General features: G+C 43.6%; 17 protein-coding genes. 2 read left to right on the top strand and 15 right to left on the bottom strand.

Annotated features, from left to right (window positions below):
* Positions 1–2 precede the first annotated feature (2 nt).
* The 11 genes from IFO66_RS12080 to IFO66_RS24095 all read right to left on the bottom strand — a co-directional run bounded on the left by IFO66_RS12080 (position 3) and on the right by IFO66_RS24095 (position 10,300).
* On the bottom strand, positions 3–521 hold the full coding sequence (locus tag IFO66_RS12080; RefSeq protein ID WP_192025384.1) for a YqeG family HAD IIIA-type phosphatase: 519 nt from the start codon (positions 519–521) through the stop codon (positions 3–5).
* 117 nt (positions 522–638) lie between these two features.
* Positions 639–2,930 carry a transglutaminase TgpA family protein gene (locus IFO66_RS12075; RefSeq protein WP_192025383.1) on the bottom strand — a complete coding sequence of 764 codons (2,292 nt, stop codon included), beginning with the start codon at positions 2,928–2,930 and terminating at the stop codon, positions 639–641.
* Positions 2,930–4,210, bottom strand: a complete 1,281-nt coding sequence (locus tag IFO66_RS12070) for a DUF58 domain-containing protein (RefSeq protein ID WP_192025382.1) — start codon at positions 4,208–4,210, stop codon at positions 2,930–2,932. The genes IFO66_RS12075 and IFO66_RS12070 overlap by 1 nt, the downstream gene beginning before the upstream one ends.
* Before the next feature lie 4 nt (positions 4,211–4,214).
* On the bottom strand, positions 4,215–5,168 hold the full coding sequence (locus IFO66_RS12065; RefSeq protein WP_192025381.1) for an AAA family ATPase: 954 nt from the start codon (positions 5,166–5,168) through the stop codon (positions 4,215–4,217).
* Positions 5,169–5,534: 366 nt separating this feature from the next.
* Complete coding sequence (gene spoVAE, locus IFO66_RS12060) at positions 5,535–5,885, bottom strand: stage V sporulation protein AE (RefSeq protein WP_028595926.1); 351 nt, start codon at positions 5,883–5,885, stop codon at positions 5,535–5,537.
* Positions 5,882–6,898, bottom strand: a complete 1,017-nt coding sequence (spoVAD, locus tag IFO66_RS12055) for a stage V sporulation protein AD (RefSeq protein ID WP_192025380.1) — start codon at positions 6,896–6,898, stop codon at positions 5,882–5,884. Before spoVAD ends, spoVAE begins: the two co-directional genes overlap by 4 nt.
* A gap of 76 nt (positions 6,899–6,974) precedes the next feature.
* Complete coding sequence (spoVAC, locus tag IFO66_RS12050; RefSeq protein WP_028595928.1) at positions 6,975–7,472, bottom strand: stage V sporulation protein AC; 498 nt, start codon at positions 7,470–7,472, stop codon at positions 6,975–6,977.
* A gap of 173 nt (positions 7,473–7,645) precedes the next feature.
* Positions 7,646–7,783 (bottom strand): hypothetical protein, encoded by a 138-nt coding sequence (locus tag IFO66_RS12045; RefSeq protein ID WP_192025379.1) that lies wholly within the window; start codon positions 7,781–7,783, stop codon positions 7,646–7,648.
* A 141-nt stretch (positions 7,784–7,924) separates the two neighbouring features.
* The gene (locus IFO66_RS12040; protein ID WP_192025378.1) at positions 7,925–8,650 is read right to left on the bottom strand and encodes a carbohydrate-binding family 9-like protein; all 726 of its coding nucleotides are present in this window, start codon (positions 8,648–8,650) and stop codon (positions 7,925–7,927) included.
* Positions 8,651–9,419: 769 nt separating this feature from the next.
* Entirely contained in the window at positions 9,420–10,118 is a 699-nt protein-coding gene (sigK, locus tag IFO66_RS12035) for an RNA polymerase sporulation sigma factor SigK (protein ID WP_028595930.1), read from the bottom strand.
* A 47-nt stretch (positions 10,119–10,165) separates the two neighbouring features.
* Positions 10,166–10,300 carry a hypothetical protein gene (locus IFO66_RS24095; RefSeq protein WP_273015336.1) on the bottom strand — a complete coding sequence of 45 codons (135 nt, stop codon included), beginning with the start codon at positions 10,298–10,300 and terminating at the stop codon, positions 10,166–10,168.
* A gap of 65 nt (positions 10,301–10,365) precedes the next feature.
* Here IFO66_RS24095 and IFO66_RS12030 point away from each other — a divergent pair, with 65 nt between their 5' ends.
* The gene (locus IFO66_RS12030) at positions 10,366–11,610 is read left to right on the top strand and encodes a chitinase (RefSeq protein WP_337912952.1); all 1,245 of its coding nucleotides are present in this window, start codon (positions 10,366–10,368) and stop codon (positions 11,608–11,610) included.
* Positions 11,611–11,816: 206 nt separating this feature from the next.
* On the opposite strand, the gene IFO66_RS12025 is transcribed toward IFO66_RS12030, so the two are convergent.
* Both IFO66_RS12025 and IFO66_RS12020 read right to left on the bottom strand, forming a co-directional pair.
* Positions 11,817–12,863, bottom strand: a complete 1,047-nt coding sequence (locus tag IFO66_RS12025; protein WP_192025377.1) for a beta-propeller fold lactonase family protein — start codon at positions 12,861–12,863, stop codon at positions 11,817–11,819.
* A gap of 204 nt (positions 12,864–13,067) precedes the next feature.
* A complete protein-coding gene (locus IFO66_RS12020) occupies positions 13,068–15,536 on the bottom strand; it encodes an EAL domain-containing protein (protein WP_192025376.1) in 2,469 nt (822 codons plus the stop codon).
* A gap of 472 nt (positions 15,537–16,008) precedes the next feature.
* On the opposite strand from IFO66_RS12020, the gene IFO66_RS12015 reads away from it, so the two are divergent.
* Entirely contained in the window at positions 16,009–16,743 is a 735-nt protein-coding gene (locus tag IFO66_RS12015) for an MBL fold metallo-hydrolase (RefSeq protein ID WP_192025423.1), read from the top strand.
* 679 nt (positions 16,744–17,422) lie between these two features.
* Here IFO66_RS12015 and IFO66_RS12010 read toward each other — a convergent pair.
* Both IFO66_RS12010 and IFO66_RS12005 read right to left on the bottom strand, forming a co-directional pair.
* The gene (locus tag IFO66_RS12010; RefSeq protein ID WP_225445697.1) at positions 17,423–18,868 is read right to left on the bottom strand and encodes a serine hydrolase; all 1,446 of its coding nucleotides are present in this window, start codon (positions 18,866–18,868) and stop codon (positions 17,423–17,425) included.
* A 26-nt stretch (positions 18,869–18,894) separates the two neighbouring features.
* Positions 18,895–19,251: a cupin domain-containing protein gene (locus tag IFO66_RS12005; RefSeq protein WP_192025375.1), complete on the bottom strand. Its 357-nt coding sequence runs from the start codon at positions 19,249–19,251 to the stop codon at positions 18,895–18,897.
* Positions 19,252–19,257: the final 6 nt, after the last annotated feature.

The following is a 19,257-nucleotide window of genomic DNA, read 5'->3' as shown; positions in this document are numbered from 1 at the left end:
TGTTAGTCCTCCTCATGCCACTTGCCTGTTCTCCGTAAACGAGCAGTGACAATCCGTTCTATTCTTCTATTAATCCGTGTTGTCCAGCCTTCATCATGAATCGCAATCGGCTGTACGAGAATCGTAAACATTCCCATCCGATTGCCGCCCAGTACATCAGTCAGCATCTGATCACCGATTACAATCGTTTCTTCTGGCTTCAATTCCATAAGTCGGAGTGCCTTATGAAACGCCTTTAGCGCTGGTTTACGTGCCGCATGCACATATTGAATATCCAATGGAGTCGCAAAATGCGCCACGCGATGCTCGTTATTGTTAGACACGATAACCAACTTGAAGCCTCTGCGTTTCACTTCTTCCAACCAAGCTTCCAGCTTCGGGTTCGCGAGAGGGTCTTTGGCCCCAACTAGCGTATTGTCCAAATCTGTAATAATGCCTTTATATCCTTTATCTTGAAGCAAGTCCAAGTCGATATCATAAACCGTACCTACACGCAAACGTGGAATAAGCCCCTCTAACAACGCTGTCACCTCTTTTTCATACGAAAAACTATACCATATTGTTCGTTTTTCATGCAAAAAAATGCCGTATTCGTCGCTTAGCTCACGTACCGAATACGGCTATCTTTGTTCATCTTATCATAAAACCGTCGAACGAGGGTGTTTAAATCGGCGAACCGCATTTTTCAATTGTTGCCAATCCTCTTCGTCAAGTTCACGCCCACTGTATTTCGCCTCTTCAAAAGCCGCTACAATTTGCTCAGCTGCAACTTTGCGGTTATCGTCGTGCATGAATGAACGGGCGACCATTTCACGCACCGTCTCGCCTTCCGCACGCCGCCAGCCCTTCATCCGGCAATAGCTGAGCCACATTTCAGTTTCGAGAATAATGCGCTCGCGCATGGAAAGATTGTTACTAAGAAGGCGGAACCAGCGTAAGGAGAATCCAACCTGTGACCACCGGAACAGCACATAGGCTAGCGCAGCTGCGGCACTTAGCATAACAATAACTTGAGCTGCAATACCTACCCAAGTAGGCAAGGAAACCTCGGATTCTTCTTTCTCTGCTACTGGCTTGTTTTCTTCCTGCTTCACTTCAGGCTCTGGAGCCTTTTCTTTCTCGGCAGCTGTGTCTTCAGAAATGATCGGTAAATTGAAGCCTGGTGTTGGCTCGAATGCAACCCAACCATACTCGTCTAACCATACCTCTACCCAAGAATGAGCATCCGCATTGGTCACGCGATACGTTGCACTACCAAGATCATTCGCAGGGCTATTCATTTGATCAGGACGGCCCCCGTCCATCATATACGTGTTCGTACCAGGAGCATACCCTTTAACCCAACGCGTTGGTACCCCTAAGGAACGAAGCATAACCGCCATAGAAGAAGAATAGTAGTCACAATATCCTTCCCGTATTTCAAACAGGAAAGAATCGACGAAATCCTCACTCTCCTTTTTGCTTAAATCAGGCTTCGTCGTATAAAAATACTTCTCTCGCAAATACTCCTCAATGAGAACCGCACGCTCATAATCGTTATCCACATCACGAGTAATATCATAGGCTAAATTTTTTACCCTTGCAGGCACAGTATCCGGCAGCTGCAAATAAGGATCCCAATTTTCGTCTAGACCATACTCTGGGGTACTGCCATCCTTTGTAGATTTAGCAGCCAAATGCGGCTCCAAAATGACAACTTCAGATACAATACGATACGATTTCGGATACGATTCTGGCTTGGAATAATACCATAGCTCCGCATCTCTAGCCCCCCATCGTACCGTGCCTTGCTGTTCAGTCGAGCTAATATCATAGGAAGCTATCATCCCCATACCGAACAACACCGGATACGCTTCATCATTCAGCATTTCAATTTTCTGCTCTATTTTACGTTTCGGTATAGATTCATCAGGTCGTGTATCCATAGGAAGCCGAAGCTGTTCATTCGGTAATGTCTCATCTAGTTGCGAAACCGAATCTTTCCAACCAGTACCATCATAAGAATACTTTGATTCACCTCGCCAGTAGCCGCGCACATCCGAAGTTACATCCATAACAGGCGAAAAATCAAGGTTGAAGCCTCCGCCCAAATCTTGATCCGTGCGACTGTATCCCGAAGTTGTATTAGCTTGTGATGTACCGCCCCCGATACCACCATATCCTCCATTTACCCAAGTGGTATAAGGATCTTGCAATATAGGCTGCACCGTCGGCATACTAACACCCGAAGTAACAATGAGCGAGACTAATACAACAGCGCTGATCAACATCTGAATCGGATAACGTGCAGAGCCTCGCCACATAGTGGGGAACCGACGATTGATCGAGCTGAAGTGAAGGGCAATCAACCATACTAACGATGCTCCTGTCAACCATGCAACCTGATCCCACAACTCGTCTGATGTAAAGGAATCGAGCGCACCAAATACGATAAACTGAATAACGAGCAATAACATAACATGCCATGTCCAGCGGACTGTTTGATTAAAAATTTCATAGGTGCACCAAATAAGGCCAACTAACCAAATATAAGGATGGTAGTCCGAAAAAGAAATTCGGATGCCTTCGTAGCTTGCCGTAGAACCCCATATTTCATAGGCATGTCCACCTGCTCTTACGGACCATATGACAATGAATATGCCTGCTAATAATCTCACCCAAGGCACAGCTGGAAGCAGAAGGGTCAAGATGAGTACCCCATCCAGCATAGTTCTCGTCATTTCAATCGTCTCTTCATACCAATAAGGGACAAGAGCCGTCGTCCATTGAGACATAATCAAGTATATACATACGGCAATAAGACGCTTCTCCCAGTGAAGACCAAAAAAAGCATATTTCCATCTTTTTGATCGTTCAGCGTTATGATCATGCGCCTGCTGCTGCCTGCGATCGAAGCTCTCGCGGTTTTCCTTTGAACGAGCAAGTCCCATTACTTCTGTCCCCCCAATCGAACCGGGAGCTGATTCAGCTCTGGAACAAAAATATAATCAAATCCTAGACGCGCTAATTGAGCTTGGTTATTGGTTCCTTGACCAGATTGATGACCAATTCCAAAACAACTGCCGAACAAACCGTATTGACTAAGCACGGTTGCTGCCGACAGCTGACGCGGGTTGTCTTCCCCGCCTACCCAAGCTACCATCCCGCCCCGCTGAAGCTCGGAATGACTCATCCAACTGCTTATCCAAGCAGATCCATCAAGCTTATTTCCCAAGGAATCAAGATGCACCGAAGCCAGCCACTCACGGTAAGATTTAGTCTCCCCACGTACGGCATCCGATGACCATATCGTCAATCCAGAATGAATACCGACGACATTTACTTGGCGTTTATTTTTTCGTCCGTATTCTGCCAGAGAAGCAGCGACCGAAACAGCTAATTCGAATTGCTCCTCAGAAACATACGCCTCCGCATCACAATCCAACACAATGATAAGACGGGGAATGCCTTCAAACTCGTACTGTTTGGATTTTAATTCTCCTGTTCTAGCGGTAGCATTCCAATGAATTCTTGATAAGCGATCTCCCGGTACATATTCTCGTATACCGCTTAGCTGAGTCGATTCTCTGCGATGTCTCGCTTTTATTTGATCATGATGATGCATATTGCGCCAATAAGGAGACGTTGGCCAGGATGCTATCGTTATCGTTTGCGGAAGCACATGAATCTCTTGTTTCTCTAGAAAACGTCCTTCCTGCATAAATAGCCCAAACAGATCTCTTGTCTGACAGCTAGTCTCCATAAATTGATAACTGCCTCTCTTGTGCAAAGCAATTCGATATTCAACGACAGCTCGTCGCTTCGTATCTAAGGAAACGACAGCTCGTCGCTTCGTATCTAAGGAAACGACTGTCTCGTGTATTCGTATCGGTTTGCCAAAACGGCTGACACCGTCTTTTACCACGATATATGGAATTGGGAACCAACCTGGAACACGGATTTCTATGTGTACGGGGATAGAAGAACCTACAGAAAAAGATTGGCCAGCCCCACTCCCAAATGTACGAGCACCTGTCACTTTTCTAATACCATTTCTAGCTCCAAGTAACCAGTAGCAACCAAGAATGGTTGCCATCACGAGCAGCATGAAAGAAGTTTTTCCACCTTGAAATAAAAAATATAAAATCAATGAAGCATAAATGAGACAAGCTGCGTACACAGGCACATAACGATTGCGACGACGTAAAAATAACGGCTGGTGCTCTGTCATCACTTTACATCTCCAATCGAATTGGCACTGGCACCTGTGTAAGAATTTGATCCAAAATAGACTTAGCACTAACGCCTTCTATTTTAGCGTCCATACTTATCATCAGGCGATGGCACAGCACATGTGGAGCTATTTCTTTAATATCATCTGGTGTAACATAAGAGCGACCTTTCAACCATGCGTACGCCTTGGAAGCTTGCATAAGCGCAAGCGATGCACGCGGGCTCGCTCCCAGCAAAATATGACGATGCTTGCGTGTCGCACGAACAATATCGATAATATAACCACCAATCGCATCATCAGCATGCACATGCTTCGCTTCTTCTTGTACTTTATGTATGAGTTCAATATTGGCAATTGTCTCTACTCGCTCAGACGGCTGACCGTATACATGTCGGAACAACATTAACTTCTCTGTTGCCTCATCTGGGTAGCCTAAATGAATCTTCATCATAAAACGATCAAGCTGCGCCTCAGGCAGCGCATAAGTACCTTCAAACTCTATCGGATTTTGCGTAGCGAACATGACAAATGGCTGCGGTAGATCAAATGTTTGACCGTCAATCGTCACTCGATGCTCTTCCATCGCTTCAAGCAAAGCCGATTGCGTCTTCGTCGTAGCTCGGTTTATTTCATCTACGAGTAAAAAATTCGTCATGATCGGGCCTTGGCGGAATATGAATGCTTGATCTTTCGGATGAAAAATAAACATACCCGTTATATCTGTCGGCAGCAGATCCGGGTTGCACTGCACCCTGCGAAACTGCCCCTCCAATGATCGCGCGAGCGACTTAATGAGCTGTGTCTTCCCTGTACCTGGTACATCTTCAATGAGAATATGTCCGCCAGCGATAACCGCTGTTAATAGTAGTTCAATTTCTTGATGTTTCCCTAATATGTATTTTTCCAATGTAGATTGAAGATGCAACATACTAGCGTGCAGTGGGGATGTGTTCATGCTGAAACCTCCTCAGGCAACTTATGAATATAGATGTATAAAATTGTATAATCAAGATTACATCCTATTATTTTACACTATAAGCGAACGAACGTACACGTACCAAAAACAACGACTATTTATATTAATCACACCCATTTATGTCGAATCACCTTCCTTTGCTTAATTAACCAGCTCATTTGACCCAAATATTATTTTTTAATATCTCACATTGATCACATTAATAGATTGGGGCTTTTATAAAAAAACAGACAAAAAACCGTCTCTTTATAAATGGTTTGGAATCCCATTTTATAAGAAACGGTTTCTTCTAGCGTGACTGATCCTGCGTTAACGTTTGTATCACAAGCGTCACATTCGGACTTTCTAGCCCTTCGGTCGGACGAACAACGCTGCTAAAAATGAGAACACAATCGCTGCTGAAATTCCCGCGCTTGTCGTCTTAAAAATACCACTCACTGCACCAACCCAGCCATCCTTATCAAGCTGAGTCAAAGCTCCATGGACAAGCGAGTTGCCGAAGCTTGTAATTGGGACTGTTGCTCCTGCACCTGCAAACTCAATGAGTGGATCGTACCATCCGATACCATCGATAACGGCGCCAGCCACAACGAGAATGGCCATCGTATGTGCTGGTGTAAGTTTCGCGATGTCAAACATAAGCTGTCCAATTACACATATTAATCCACCTACAATAAAAGCCCATACAAAGGTCATGGTGCATCCTCCATTTCGAGCGTGACGGCATGTGAAACACTCGGAATCGTCTCTCCTTGCTGGTACGATAACGGCGACAACAAAGCACCCGTCGCAGCGATCAGCACCCGCTTTAGCTCTCCTTTTTTCATACGCTGCAATATATGCCCATACGTCACAACAGCCGTACAACCACAGCCGCTCCCGCCAGCCTGCACCTTCTGTTTATCGGTGTCATATACCATTAGACCGCAATCATTGAACACAGTACCTTCCAATGAAAAATTGTTCTGTGCAAATAAATCTTTTGCAATAGCATGTCCAACCTTTGCCAAGTCACCTGTAACGATAAGATCATAATCTGAAGCTTTGCGCTTCAAATCTTCAATGTGCGTCTGGATCGTATCCACAGCAGCAGGAGCCATCGCTGCTCCCATATTAAACGGATCGGTAATGCCAAAATCGATGACTTTACCAATGGTGGCCGCAATGACTCGCGGACCGTCTCCTTGCTGAGCTACTACGGCTGCACCTGCACCTGTTACGGTATATTGTGCAGTGGGCGGTTTCTGTGAGCCGTATTCCGTTGGATACCGGAATTGTTTCTCCGCTGTGCAGTTATGACTGCATGTTCCAGCCATTGCATACTTCGCATTGCCCGTATCTACAAGCAGAGAAGCAACAGCTAATGATTCCATTGCTGTAGAACAGGCGCCGAACACGCCCAAATACGGTATCCCGAGCTTGCGTGCAGCAAAGCTGCTACTAATAATTTGGTTTAATAAGTCCCCACCAACAAAGTAGTTAATATCCTCGTCTTTCAGCTTGGCATTCAGCACAGCAAGTTCTGTTGCTTGTTCCAGAAGCTTACGCTCTGCCTTCTCCCAACTTTTCTCCTGCATGTCCAAATCATCGTGGACAAAATCAAAGGTCGATGCAAGCGGCCCTTCACCTTCATCTGGGCCAACCACTGTTCCCGTACTTATAATGACCGGCTTGTTCTTGAACAGCCACGTTTGGCGGCCAATATGCATACGTCATCCTCCTTTCATTCACGTTGTTCTTCTAAAAATGTGTACATCATTGTGTACATAAAAGAAAGTCATCTCACTAATGCTTCAAGCCAAAAATGAGATACACCAACGCTACAAAAAAGGCAGCCACCGTTCCAAATACGATAACCGAACCAGCTAACTTAAACATATTAGCCCCTACTCCAAGCACCAAGCCTTCCGAACGATGCTCCATCGCCGCTGAAGACATGGAATTGGCAAATCCTGTTACCGGAACCGCTGAACCAGCCCCTGCCCATTGAGCTAATTTGTCGTACACACCGAAGCTGGTCAAAACGACGGAAATAAAAATTAATATGCAAATGGTAGGACCACTCGCTTCTTCTTTTGTCATATCCGCCCATTTTACTAATGCTTGCGAAATCGCTTGTCCAATCACGCAAATGGTGCCGCCGACCAGAAATGCTCGTACACAGTTAGCGAAGACCGAACGAGCAGGCTCCCGCTTCTTTGCGATTTGCTGATATTGCTGATCGGACATGTTCCATTGGCCGTCTTTCCACAATGGGGATTTAGATTTCGTCGAAGTCGCCACGGGCAACCCTCCTGCCATCTTAATCGCATCTGTCAGGCAGATGTCTGTTACAGTATTTGTCCAATGAAGCGGGAATATGTTAACCATGACAATAAAGATGATTGTTAGATTATGGAGAAGATGAGTGAAGTAGGATTTATAATTCAATAAGGAGGATAGTGGCTTATCTATCTTTAAGCTGCCTGCAATAGAAGAAAAACAAGCAACACAAACAGCAGCAGTGCAAGCACATCAAACAAAAACGTATACAGTTGTTGATCCGCGTCTAAATCAACTGATTTGGATTTATAGTTACCGGAAGAAACCATCATTATCACTCCTTTACCTTACCTGCATATTTCATTGTATGTGGCATTCGCCTGTCTGGACATTACCCATAGCAAAAAAACCTTCTCTCCACTTTTGTAGAGGTGAGGAGGTTTCGGATACGATTACATTATTTATACTGCTGCTTATCGGACAAAACGCAGGTGACCAAATCGTTCAGGCGCATGGAAATTTATTTCCCCTGTAGGTGACCAAGCCCAGTAAGAACGCTCCTTATCTGTGTTCTCATCAATACGATAACAATTGAATCTCCACTCACTTCCCTCTTGTGCAATCGTGTTCAAATCTGTGAAGGGAAGTTCAATACTATACGAGTAAACATGCACCTGTTCTTGTATCGATTGCTGGGCAGGTTGCTTATCAAACGCAGTTGACTCCAGCTGTGTAACGCTTGTTCTGAGACCATTTGCATTCCATTCCAATAAGTACTCTCTTTGCTTGTCTGGTTCATTCAAAATAAGCGCGTCAAACACAACGTTGTTAGGACTCAAATTAAATTCATAATACTGCAATCCCTTTCCATCTACATCGATAAACCATTCCACTACATCTCCATGAAACAACAGATCATCTCGGTTATAGTAAGGACTATGTATATAATCATCTTCGCAAGTAAACCTCATATGCAGTGCTGTATCCGTCCAACAGGCTTGAACGGTAGTTTGGAGTCTTGGCTGCTCCCCTGTTGCTACATCGACTAATTGGATCACCTGCATCTCCTGCCAGTCCATGTCTGCGGGCGCATGAGCGATATGTCGACAAAAATAAGTTGGTACTGTGCTCGTACTTGCTGTAATTTCATCGTGTTTGCCAAATCCATTAGACACGGAGCGATATTCGATAACAGTCATATTTAACAACTCCATTTCTGCTATAAAATGTACGATAAATTAAGGTGTTATGCTATTGCATGAGAACTACGCATTCAGAGACGCATAAAATCAGGTTACACCTACAACGATATCCCTGCAATTACTAAATGAATATTGTCCACCAAGTAAATAACGAAAAAACCGGGCGTTAATAACCCGGCTGGCATTTCGCTATTTAAAAAATTGATTTTTATCCGTTAACTTGATCTTGGCACTATAACTACCGTATCAAGAAATAAAAAGGATGGTCGATTACCTGCACCATTCACTCGAAACTCCAAGTTAACGAAAGAACGATTGTTTATAGCTGCACTTGTAAAGTCAATTTGAAAGGTTTGATAATTTCTGAAACCAACATCAGCCAATTGAAACGTCCTTCCTATGCCTGTATTCAAAAAACTAACTTGAAACACCCCTCTGTTGTTATACCGATCCGCTAAAATACTGTAAATTAAACGATACCCTAATGTACCTGGCGCTTCTAAGTTAACCCGTTGACTGAGAGAAGCTGACCTTCCTGACTGCACAGCAAAAAAGGCAGACTGATCACCTACATTTGGACGAATAGTAGATAAATATACTTCACCGACATCAACCCACGGAGATAAACTGGGACCTGTAAAGCATGGATTTTGGATTAGATCAACATATGAAGGAGAGGAAAGGTACGTGATGGTCTGTTATCCCTTATATCTTCACACGAAAAGACCGATTTCCAATTGGAAGTACGGCCTTTGTGTGTTTGGTATTATTTTTTCTTATAAAATTCGTGATACAGCTTCATCAAAGCACGCTTCTCGATTCGAGATACATAGCTACGTGATATCCCCAGTTCACGAGCTATTTCCCGTTGTGTCCGTTCGTCCCCTCCGCCATCCAAGCCAAATCTACCGCGAATGACTTCTTGTTCCCGTTCGTCCAAAATATCAAGATTGCGATAAATTTTGCTCTTCTCTATCTTGAGCTGTACTTTGTCAACGACATCGTCTCCGTCTGTACCGAGAATATCAATAAGAGTAATTTCATTTCCTTCTTTATCCGTTCCGATTGGATCATGCAACGATACATCTTTGCGTGTTTTCTTCAATGAGCGTAAATGCATTAAAATTTCGTTCTCGATGCAACGAGCGGCGAAAGTAGCGAGCTTCGTCCCTTTGTTCGGCTGGAAGCTCTCGATAGCCTTAATCAATCCAATCGTACCAATTGAAATCAGGTCCTCCAAATCATCGCCCGTATTATCGAACTTCTTCACGATATGCGCCACCAGCCGGAGATTGTGTTCAATCAGCATATTGCGTGAGTGCGCATTGCCTTCGGCCATCTGCAACAGATGCTTCATCTCATCCTCTTCGGTCAACGGTTGGGGAAATGCATTGTTCTTCACATAGGACACGAGCATAGATATTTGCTTAATAAAGAGGGCAATTGCTGTAAATAAGCCCGCCATGCCGGCCACCTCCAGAAGTCTGACGACGTTGTATTCTGCATGTTGCGCTACATCTGGCCTTTCACAACCTGCTGTTCGCAGCGCAGTGATACATTGTATGTAGGCGGTCGCCCAGTCGTGCATGTACGGTTCGATTCACGATTAGAAAATGATATTTGGAGGCCGTAAAAGCTGCCTGTCATAATTCAATTTCCCCTCCATATAAATGAACAACAACGAGGAACATTAGTTATTTAATAAAGGGGACATGATGATGCGCACTATTGTGTATCCGCTTACAAAAAAGGGTTGTCAAAAAGTCGTCACGCTGGCACTGGCCGCTAGCCTTTTCGCTGTTCCATTCGGAGCAACAACAGTATTTGCCCAAGGAAGCTGCATCTGCACAAGTGAGAAAGCTCTCCAACACGAACAATCATTAAGCAGTAAGCTAGCCGTTGGGGAGAGCCGAATTTTGAACAAGCAACAAATACAAATATTATGGGAAGGAATCGACGATGACTTCACTCCCTCCAATGCAGTGGATGCTGTCGAAACCGCACTACCTAAGAAGGAATATGAAACGCTGTTTCCTAACCGACTGGGCTCAGAACGATGGCATCATTTCAACAAAAACAAGAAAGATTACAATGACCAACAAGGCGACTACTATTCGTATGCTAATCTAATCGGCGCCGTACGACTAGTAGCGAACATTAAATATAAAGTGAACTATCGTGAAGGAGACCCCTCTGCACAAGAAATATTTCGACTCGATAAAAAAGGAAAAACGGAGACGCTCATCGTTCGTTCTGCTGACTACAATTCGGTTGAACATAAAAACAAATCCATCGTTTCTCAAATTGTGGACTTCGGCAGTTTCTTAAATGAAGGGCTAGAAAAAGATCGCAAACGCGACTTAGCTGCGCTGTTAGCCAATCTCTCTCATGAAACAGGCGGCGGCTGGGACAAAGCACCAGGTGGCGAGCTCCGTTGGGGGCTATATTGGAATGAAAATATCGCAGGCAGAACAGGACAGAACAAGTCTAACTTCGTAGACCCTGCTAGCAGCAAAGAGTTCCCCGGCTTCCCAGAAAAGCGATACTACGGCCGTGGCCCAATCATGCTAAGCTGGAACTTTAACTATGGACTGATGAGCGCAATCATATATGGAGATAAAAACGTATTACTGAAAAACCCAGAATCTATCGTAGCGGATGGCAAGCTTGGATTTGCAACCGCGATTCTGTTCTGGATGACTCCGCAAGCGCCAAAGCCTTCTGCTCATGACGTCATGGTCGGCAGATGGAAGCCTTCAGCTGATGAGATTGCAAAAGGACTACTTCCCGCTGGATTCGGCGTCAGCATTATGGTACTCAATGGATTAGAAGCCGATCTAGATGAAACAAACGGCGCCATTAAGCGACGTGCAGGGCATTATCGGGATATAACGAGCAGAATGAGGATTGATGTTTCAGCTGAGAAAGTAGATACACTGGGCATGAAGCCGTTTTAGTTAAAGCTTGATTACGATCCAATCTACACCGATAAAGAATGGATTGAAATAACACGTATAGACGTAGATAGAGCAAACTAAACACATAGATTACAATGGTAGATTGGAATGCAAACAAATAAAAGCATCTCACACTCCTATCTAGTGAAGATAGTGTTGAGATGCTTTTTCACATACAGTTAACTACGGACTCAGACTAATTCATACTATTCCACTTTTAACACCTTCACACACACCGGCTTGTACAATTCTAGCTTCTTGCCTGTATAAACAGGCATACCATCTTTCAATTCAAAGAGAGTCACAGCGTCCGAATCCTGATTCGCCACCAGCAACCAGCGATCATCCGGCGTAATAACAAAGTTGCGCGGCATCGCTCCTTCCACGGAAACGAGTCCCACCTGAATCAATGTTCCATCATGCTGAATCCGGTATACCGCCAAACTATCATGTCCACGATTAGAACCGTATAAATAAGCCCCAGCAGCATCAATATGAATATCCGCACTAATCGTTACTTGATCGTATCCTTCAGGAAGCGTCGTAACACGTTGAATTTCTCGCAAGGAGCCATTTTCACAATCATAATGATACGCTGTAATCGTCGAGCTTAATTCTTCAATAATGTATAGCCATGGCTGATGTGGATGGAATACGGCATGGCGGGGTCCAGCCCCTGGACTCGTTGATACGATAGTTTGCTGCTGCAGCTTGCCATTAACGGTGTCCAGCTTATATACAAACAACTGATCACAGCCTAAGTCGGGCACAACCCAGAATGGAGTATTAGGCATATTAAAAATAGAATGTGGATGCGGTGCCTCTTGCCTATCTTTACGAACGCTGCTGCCTTCATGCTGAAGATGATCACTCATCTCCCCTATAACACCATACTCATCTACGGGAAATACAGATATATTCCCACTCGTGTAGTTCACCGCTAACAACCAACAGCCCGTCGCATCCATGCTAATGTGACAAGGATGATCGCCGCTCGTCTTCTGCCTGCTCAACTCTTTCAGCGTAACCAGTTGCGAATCAATTTGGTAGGAAACAACTTCCCCATCCATCGTTTCACTAGCAGCAAACAGTAGATTACGCTTCGCATCAATCGCTAGAAAAGATGGACTATTGATGCCCTTCACACCCGCAATCTTCTCCCAATTGCCAGTCTTGCTGTTTAAAGACAGGATATGAATTCCTTCCTGATCGGCCGAACCGTAAGTACCTGTAAAAATCCAATATTCGCTCACGAAAGCAGCTCCTTTCTAATTCTTAACAGGTCGCCCCTACCAATTATAGGTACAGCGATTCTTTTTTTGCAACTCCTTATTGCCTATAGCAAAAAGCACCCTCTTCCTGTAGCAAACAGAAAAAGAGCGCTATCTTCACGTCCAGTATTTACGATTTAACGACGAAGCTGTTAGCTTCAGTTCTTTTATGGCTAAGATAAATCATTAAAAATCAGCAGCTCCGACCTTCCCATCCTGTTTACACTTACCCAGAAACACCTGCTGCAGCTCTTTCGCAGGCAATGGGCGGCTGAAATAATAGCCTTGAATATCATCACAGCCACTCTCCTTCAAAAAGGCAAGCTGTTCTGCTGTCTCAACACCTTCAGCGATGACGTTCATTTTCAGATGATGAGCCATCGAAATAATCGTCGCTACAATCGCTTTATCGCTCTCACTATTCGTTAAATCTCGAATGAAAGATTGATCGATTTTAAGCTTACCGATCGGGAACATCTTCAAATAGTTCAATGAACTATACCCTGTTCCGAAGTCATCCATACTGATGCGCACTCCAAGATCTTTAAGCTCCTGCAGCGTGGACGTAGATCGGCAAATATCCATCATCATGCTTTCTGTAATTTCCAACTCTAAATACTTCGCTTCCAAGCCAACCTCCAACAAAATCTGCTCTACCTTGTAAGCCAGATTGTTCTGATGAAACTGCTGCGTAGATAAGTTAACAGATACGGGAATATACAATTCCCATTCCTGCTGCCATTTCCGCATTTGCAGACAGGCTTGTCGCATCACCCATTCACTAATTTCAACAATAAGTCCCGATTCCTCAGCGATAGGGATAAAGGTGGACGGTGAAACAATTCCTCTAGTCGGATGATTCCAGCGAAGGAGCGCTTCGATGCCAATCAATGAACTATTTTGGGCGTGAATTTGGGGCTGATAATAAATGATTAATTCATTGCGCTGAATTGCTTTGCGAAGGTCAGCCTCCAATTCAATTCGTTCTAGCAAATGGGCATCTAAATGCTCAGAATAATATTGGTAGCCGTTCTTTCCATTTTTCTTCACTTCGTACATGGCCGTATCTGCATTTTTCATCAATTCAGCAGACTCTGTTCCATGCTCTGGATAAATAGCTATTCCGATAGAAGCGCTAATATAAAAATCATTATCTTTCAAATGATACGGAAGCTGGGCCTCCTTCAACATACGGCTTGCAATCTCAGATGAGATAGATTCAATGTGTGATTTACTGCCGAAGCACACCACCGTGAACTCGTCTCCCCCCATTCTCGCAATCGTTGCCTCATAGCCACTTATAGCTTCATGCAAACGTTTTGTGACCATTTGAAGCAGACGATCCCCATAAGCGTGGCCTAAAGAGTCGTTAATCATTTTAAAGCGGTCGATGTCCATTACCATCACAGAGAAGGTATGATCAGAACTTTTGTACTTTTCAATCGCTTGTACAACCACTTGATCAAATTTCCGGCGATTCGGCAGTCCAGTTAGTTCATCATGAAATGCCATATGACGAATTTTCTGTTCTGCTTTCTTCTCTCTCGTAATATCTTTGGCAATCACATAATGACCTACAATTTTACCTTCAACATAAACGGGCACATTAATGACACTCAAATGAACGAGGCTGCCATTTCGATGGATAATCGCTGTCTCATAACTAATCGTCTTACCGCGGAGCGAACGCAGAAACAGTCGCTTCGTACGCTTTCGCTCTTCTTCCACAACAATAGGAGCTATATCTATAATCGAACGGTTATAAAAGTAATCCTCTTCCAAGCCTGTAATCTTAGTAGCAGCAGGGTTAAATCCTATAATTCGACCGCTAAGACTAACAGAAAGGATGCCGTCGCGATTGTTTTCATACAGAGATCGATACCATTTTTCATTTTTCCTAATATGTGAATCCTTGCGAGACAAGCGCTTATCCACAAATATACCAATTAACGATAACCCTAATGTCAGCATCGTTCCCGCTGTAATGACATACCCAAGCAGCCGCTGATCGAGTGACATTCCTGCAACCGTCAACTTTTCATCGACCATATGAAATTGCGCCGCTTCCATTCCCGTATAGTGCATACCTACAATAGCCGCACCCATAATAACTCCACTGGCGAGCTTTTTACTTACAGCGTACTTTTCATTTTCTTTGCGGAAATAAAAAGCCAGCCATAACGCCGCGATAGAGGCCGCGATTGCAATTAGTATGGATAACGAGAACATGATTGGTTCATAGGTGATATCAATGAGCATCGCTTCCATACCCACATAATGCATCGAAGATATGCCAGTAGCCAGTAAGGAAGAGCCGACTAATAATTGTCTGAGCTTAAGCTGCTTGCGCCCAACCACATACAGCGCAACAAATGAAGCTGCGACCGCAATAATAACAGAAAGAATGACAATGAATAAATCATAGGAAACTGGCACCGGAAGCGAAAAAGCCAACATACCGACAAAATGCATTGACCATATACCCATCCCCATAGAAGCAGCACCAAGTATGAGCCATCTTGTACGATTCTTCCCACTTGTCATTGCGACACGGCCAGCTAAATCCAATGTTGTATAGGAAGCAGCCACCGCGATTATCAATGATAAAATGACAAGCAATACGTCATAGGTGCCGTGCATATGATGATGTTCCATCCATTTCCCTCTTCTCTATCAAATGTACAGGTATGCATACAATTTCATAGGAGCATGTATTCATACTTATTTTAACGTTACACACCGTTCAACTATTTTCATAGTACGAGCTTTAATAGCATCACCTTTTATTCTCGCATATTTTCGACAAAATGAATAACCCTTTTTGTACAATTTACAGAAAAAAACAGAACCTAAAGTCCTATATAAAATAGGAACATATACATATTTCAAAAATTTAATAAATACTTTATTACCACAATCCTTTACTACAATACAGAACATGAGCAGCATATTCATCATCAATAATAGATAAGAATAAATACATATTGACTTTTTAATGTTTATATGTTATAATAATTATTTTTGTTTACATACAACCCCCCTCTTTTGTATAATAGCATCTTGCATAGAGCTATGTTTGAAAGGGGATAGAATAAACGTGAAGTTAGCAAAGAACATTGAAATTGAAATGCTCACTCTTTCCACTTCTATGATGGGTAAAGTAGAAACTATCTACCCTACACTACTGTGGGATGAAAAGAATCTGTTGCTCGTGGATACAGGATATCCTAGACAATTCCCCCTACTTGAAGAGGCTTTGCGTAAAATAGGGAAGTCTGCTAAGGAAATCACAAATATCATCATTACCCACCAAGACTTGGATCATGTAGGCAGTTTGCCAGATATCATTAGGGAGTCCAATCAGGACATAGAAATACTATCGAGCCCCCTCGAGAAACCTTACATCCAAGGGGATAAGACGTTATTAAAACTTACACCAGAAGCGATTAAACAGGCCGAAGCCTCACTCCCGCCGCAGTTGCCTGAGCAATGGCGATCCGCCTTTCTATTCATGCTAAATAATCCTCCCCGCGCACATGTTCATCGCACCTTGCAAGCTGGTGAACAATTGCCTTATTGTGGAGGACTTACGGCTATACCTACCCCAGGACACACACCCGGACATATTAGCTTATATCACCAACCTAGCAAAATACTTATCGCAGGTGACGCAATGGTTGTAACTGAGGGACAATTATTAGGTCCCGATGCGATGCATACGCTAGATTTACGTACAGCCTACCATTCCCTACACCAACTTGCGCAATATGAAATCGATACTGTTATCTGTTATCATGGCGGCAAGTATATAGGAGATGCAAACCGACGCATTGCAGAACTTGCCCGTGAAATGCCCCTTTAAACGCCCTACAATTAACTCCTCATCATCATATTAATCTCAGTAGTATTCTGCTGCTAAAATCACAACTGCCCGATAGCTGGCATGCGAACCAACTATCGGGCAGCAGATTTCTTTCACTTTCTACTCTTACATCGTACTTTGAACGCTACGTATGCTGCTTAAACTCTTGAAAGAATTTATCGTATATAGCCACAATATTATTCATAAGCAACAATGAATCTCTGACAGACTCCACTTCTAGGGTATGTGAGCCTCTGGCACACACATTCCGCAATAACGATATCTAGATGCTGTTCCTTGGAAAATGGTGCTGCCGCACGCTGATAGCCATACTCCAACATAAGAACATCATTGTTATGAAAAAAAGCCGTTTTCCCTGCATAATACAGCAGTGGAAGATCACAGGAATACTACATGCCCGGAAATAGAACGACCAATGTAGAAGAACCTGTTTCCTGCCGTAAATGAGTATGCTTTACTTGCCCCCAATGGGAATCAAGACAAATGGAATGAAACATGCTACCACTCCCCTTTCATAGATAACAGATAGCATTCAAGCATACTAGACTCATCCAGCTGCTTTTTCCCCATATAACAAAGCCCTGTAAGGGGCAAGCAATGACGGTATACCCATCACCCGCGCCTTACAGGGTATTAGATAATAACTATTTACTATCGTTCACTTAATAGCTTCTCCTATCATTCGAACCCCTTCTTCATGTGAAGGGTCTAATTCAACAGAGTGCTTATAATGCTCTAAAGCAAGCTGCTTATTCCCTCGCATCAAGAGCATTTCTCCCATGCTGTCATGCAAGTTAGAGGAAGCTGGATAGTGAGCAAGGGAGATGCTCAACATATCGATCGCATCATTCAACCGCCCTGCTTCCATAAGCTCATACGCTACATAGTTGAATTCGCCTTCGATGAGCAAATACGGCTCCAGCCCTTTCGAGCAGATCGCGTGATAGCTCTCCCACGCCTTTGCTATCCCATCGTTGATAATCGTCTTCGCGATCAACCGAGCCAAGGACTGCTTCGTATATGGAACTTCTTCACCCACTAGCACATCCATAATACTCGTACACATAATTTGCGTACCAATATAATCCGAATTTATCATAAGAACAAATGCAGCGCCAAGATCAGGCATTACAATAAAGTTGCTTCTAAACCCTGTATCCAGACCGCTATGGGTAAACACCCGATGACCTTTATATTCTCCAAAATACCAGCCTAGGCACATCTCGTTGAATATTCCACCCATCCCTGTCGTAACATGGCTCTGCCACATCGTAGCATAGCTTGCCGCTTCCAGAATACGAGCTCCATTCCAACTACCATTATGCAGATGAGCCAATGCATATCGGCACATCTCTATTGGATTAGAGATAAGGGTAGAGCTTGGACCATGTGAACGGTTATAAGGGAATACGTCACTGACTTTGGATGTGTATCCTTCATCAATGCCTAGCACATGCGGCGTAACAAGCAACTCTTCCGATACAGATGATTTTAAAAAATGACTGTCATCCATACCAAGAACATCAAGAATATGATCCTTCATATACTGCTCGAAAGACTTACCGGACACTTTATGAATGACATCTCCTAAAACTTCATACGCCATATTGCTGTAAGCATACTTCAAACCAGGTTCCCACATCAATGAACGATCACCGACGCTTTTAATATAACGCTCTAGAGCTTCTTCATCGAAGAGTGGCGTATCCCAGTTAAACTCATCTTCATCCGGCATGCCTGATACATGGCTTAACAATTGCCTGATGGTAATGCTCTTATATTGGTCATCTTCCAGCTGAAAGTAAGGAAGGTATTCAATAACACTAGAATCCAGAACTATCTTCCCTTGCTCTACCAACTGCATAATGCCAGTCGAAACAAACGTTTTCGAAACCGAGGCCATATGGAATAAAGAGCGCTCATTCACAGGCTCCTTCGTATCCACATTTTTAACACCAAAGCCTTTTGAATAAATGGTTTCCTTATTGTAGACCACGGCTATCGCTAAGCCTGGCACCGACTCTTTTATGACAAAATCATTAATGATAAGATCTAAATTGTTAATCATGCCTTGCTTTTGAATATTAGTTTGTTTATTGCTCATCTATAACACCCCACGAATTCAAAGAATTAGAGTGCTGACTCGTCTATGAATACGGTGTCTCCGTCCAAGTGTTCAAAACATAGATTCACGGCTCGCTGTAAAGCACGAGTCCGATGAACAACTCCCTTAGGAATCGTAATCACATCATGCGGCTTCAAAGCAATGGTTGGTCTATCCTGAAAATCAATGAATAGCTCACCTTCAAGCACGATGAACATTTCATCGCATGTCTCATGATAGTGCCATCGGTATTCTCCTGTAATGACAGCGATTCGAAGACAACTTTCATTGACTTTGTTCAACACGAAGTTTGTGTACGTATCTTGGATACTGTTGCTAATCTGATCCAAGTTCATTACTTCTAACTGCTCATACTTGCACATTGGTCG

The organism is Paenibacillus arenosi (assembly GCF_014841135.1).
Classification (GTDB): domain Bacteria; phylum Bacillota; class Bacilli; order Paenibacillales; family Paenibacillaceae; genus Paenibacillus_B; species Paenibacillus_B arenosi.
The sequence above is the reverse complement of the archived record's forward strand: the minus strand, read 5'-3'. Positions and strand labels throughout refer to the sequence as shown.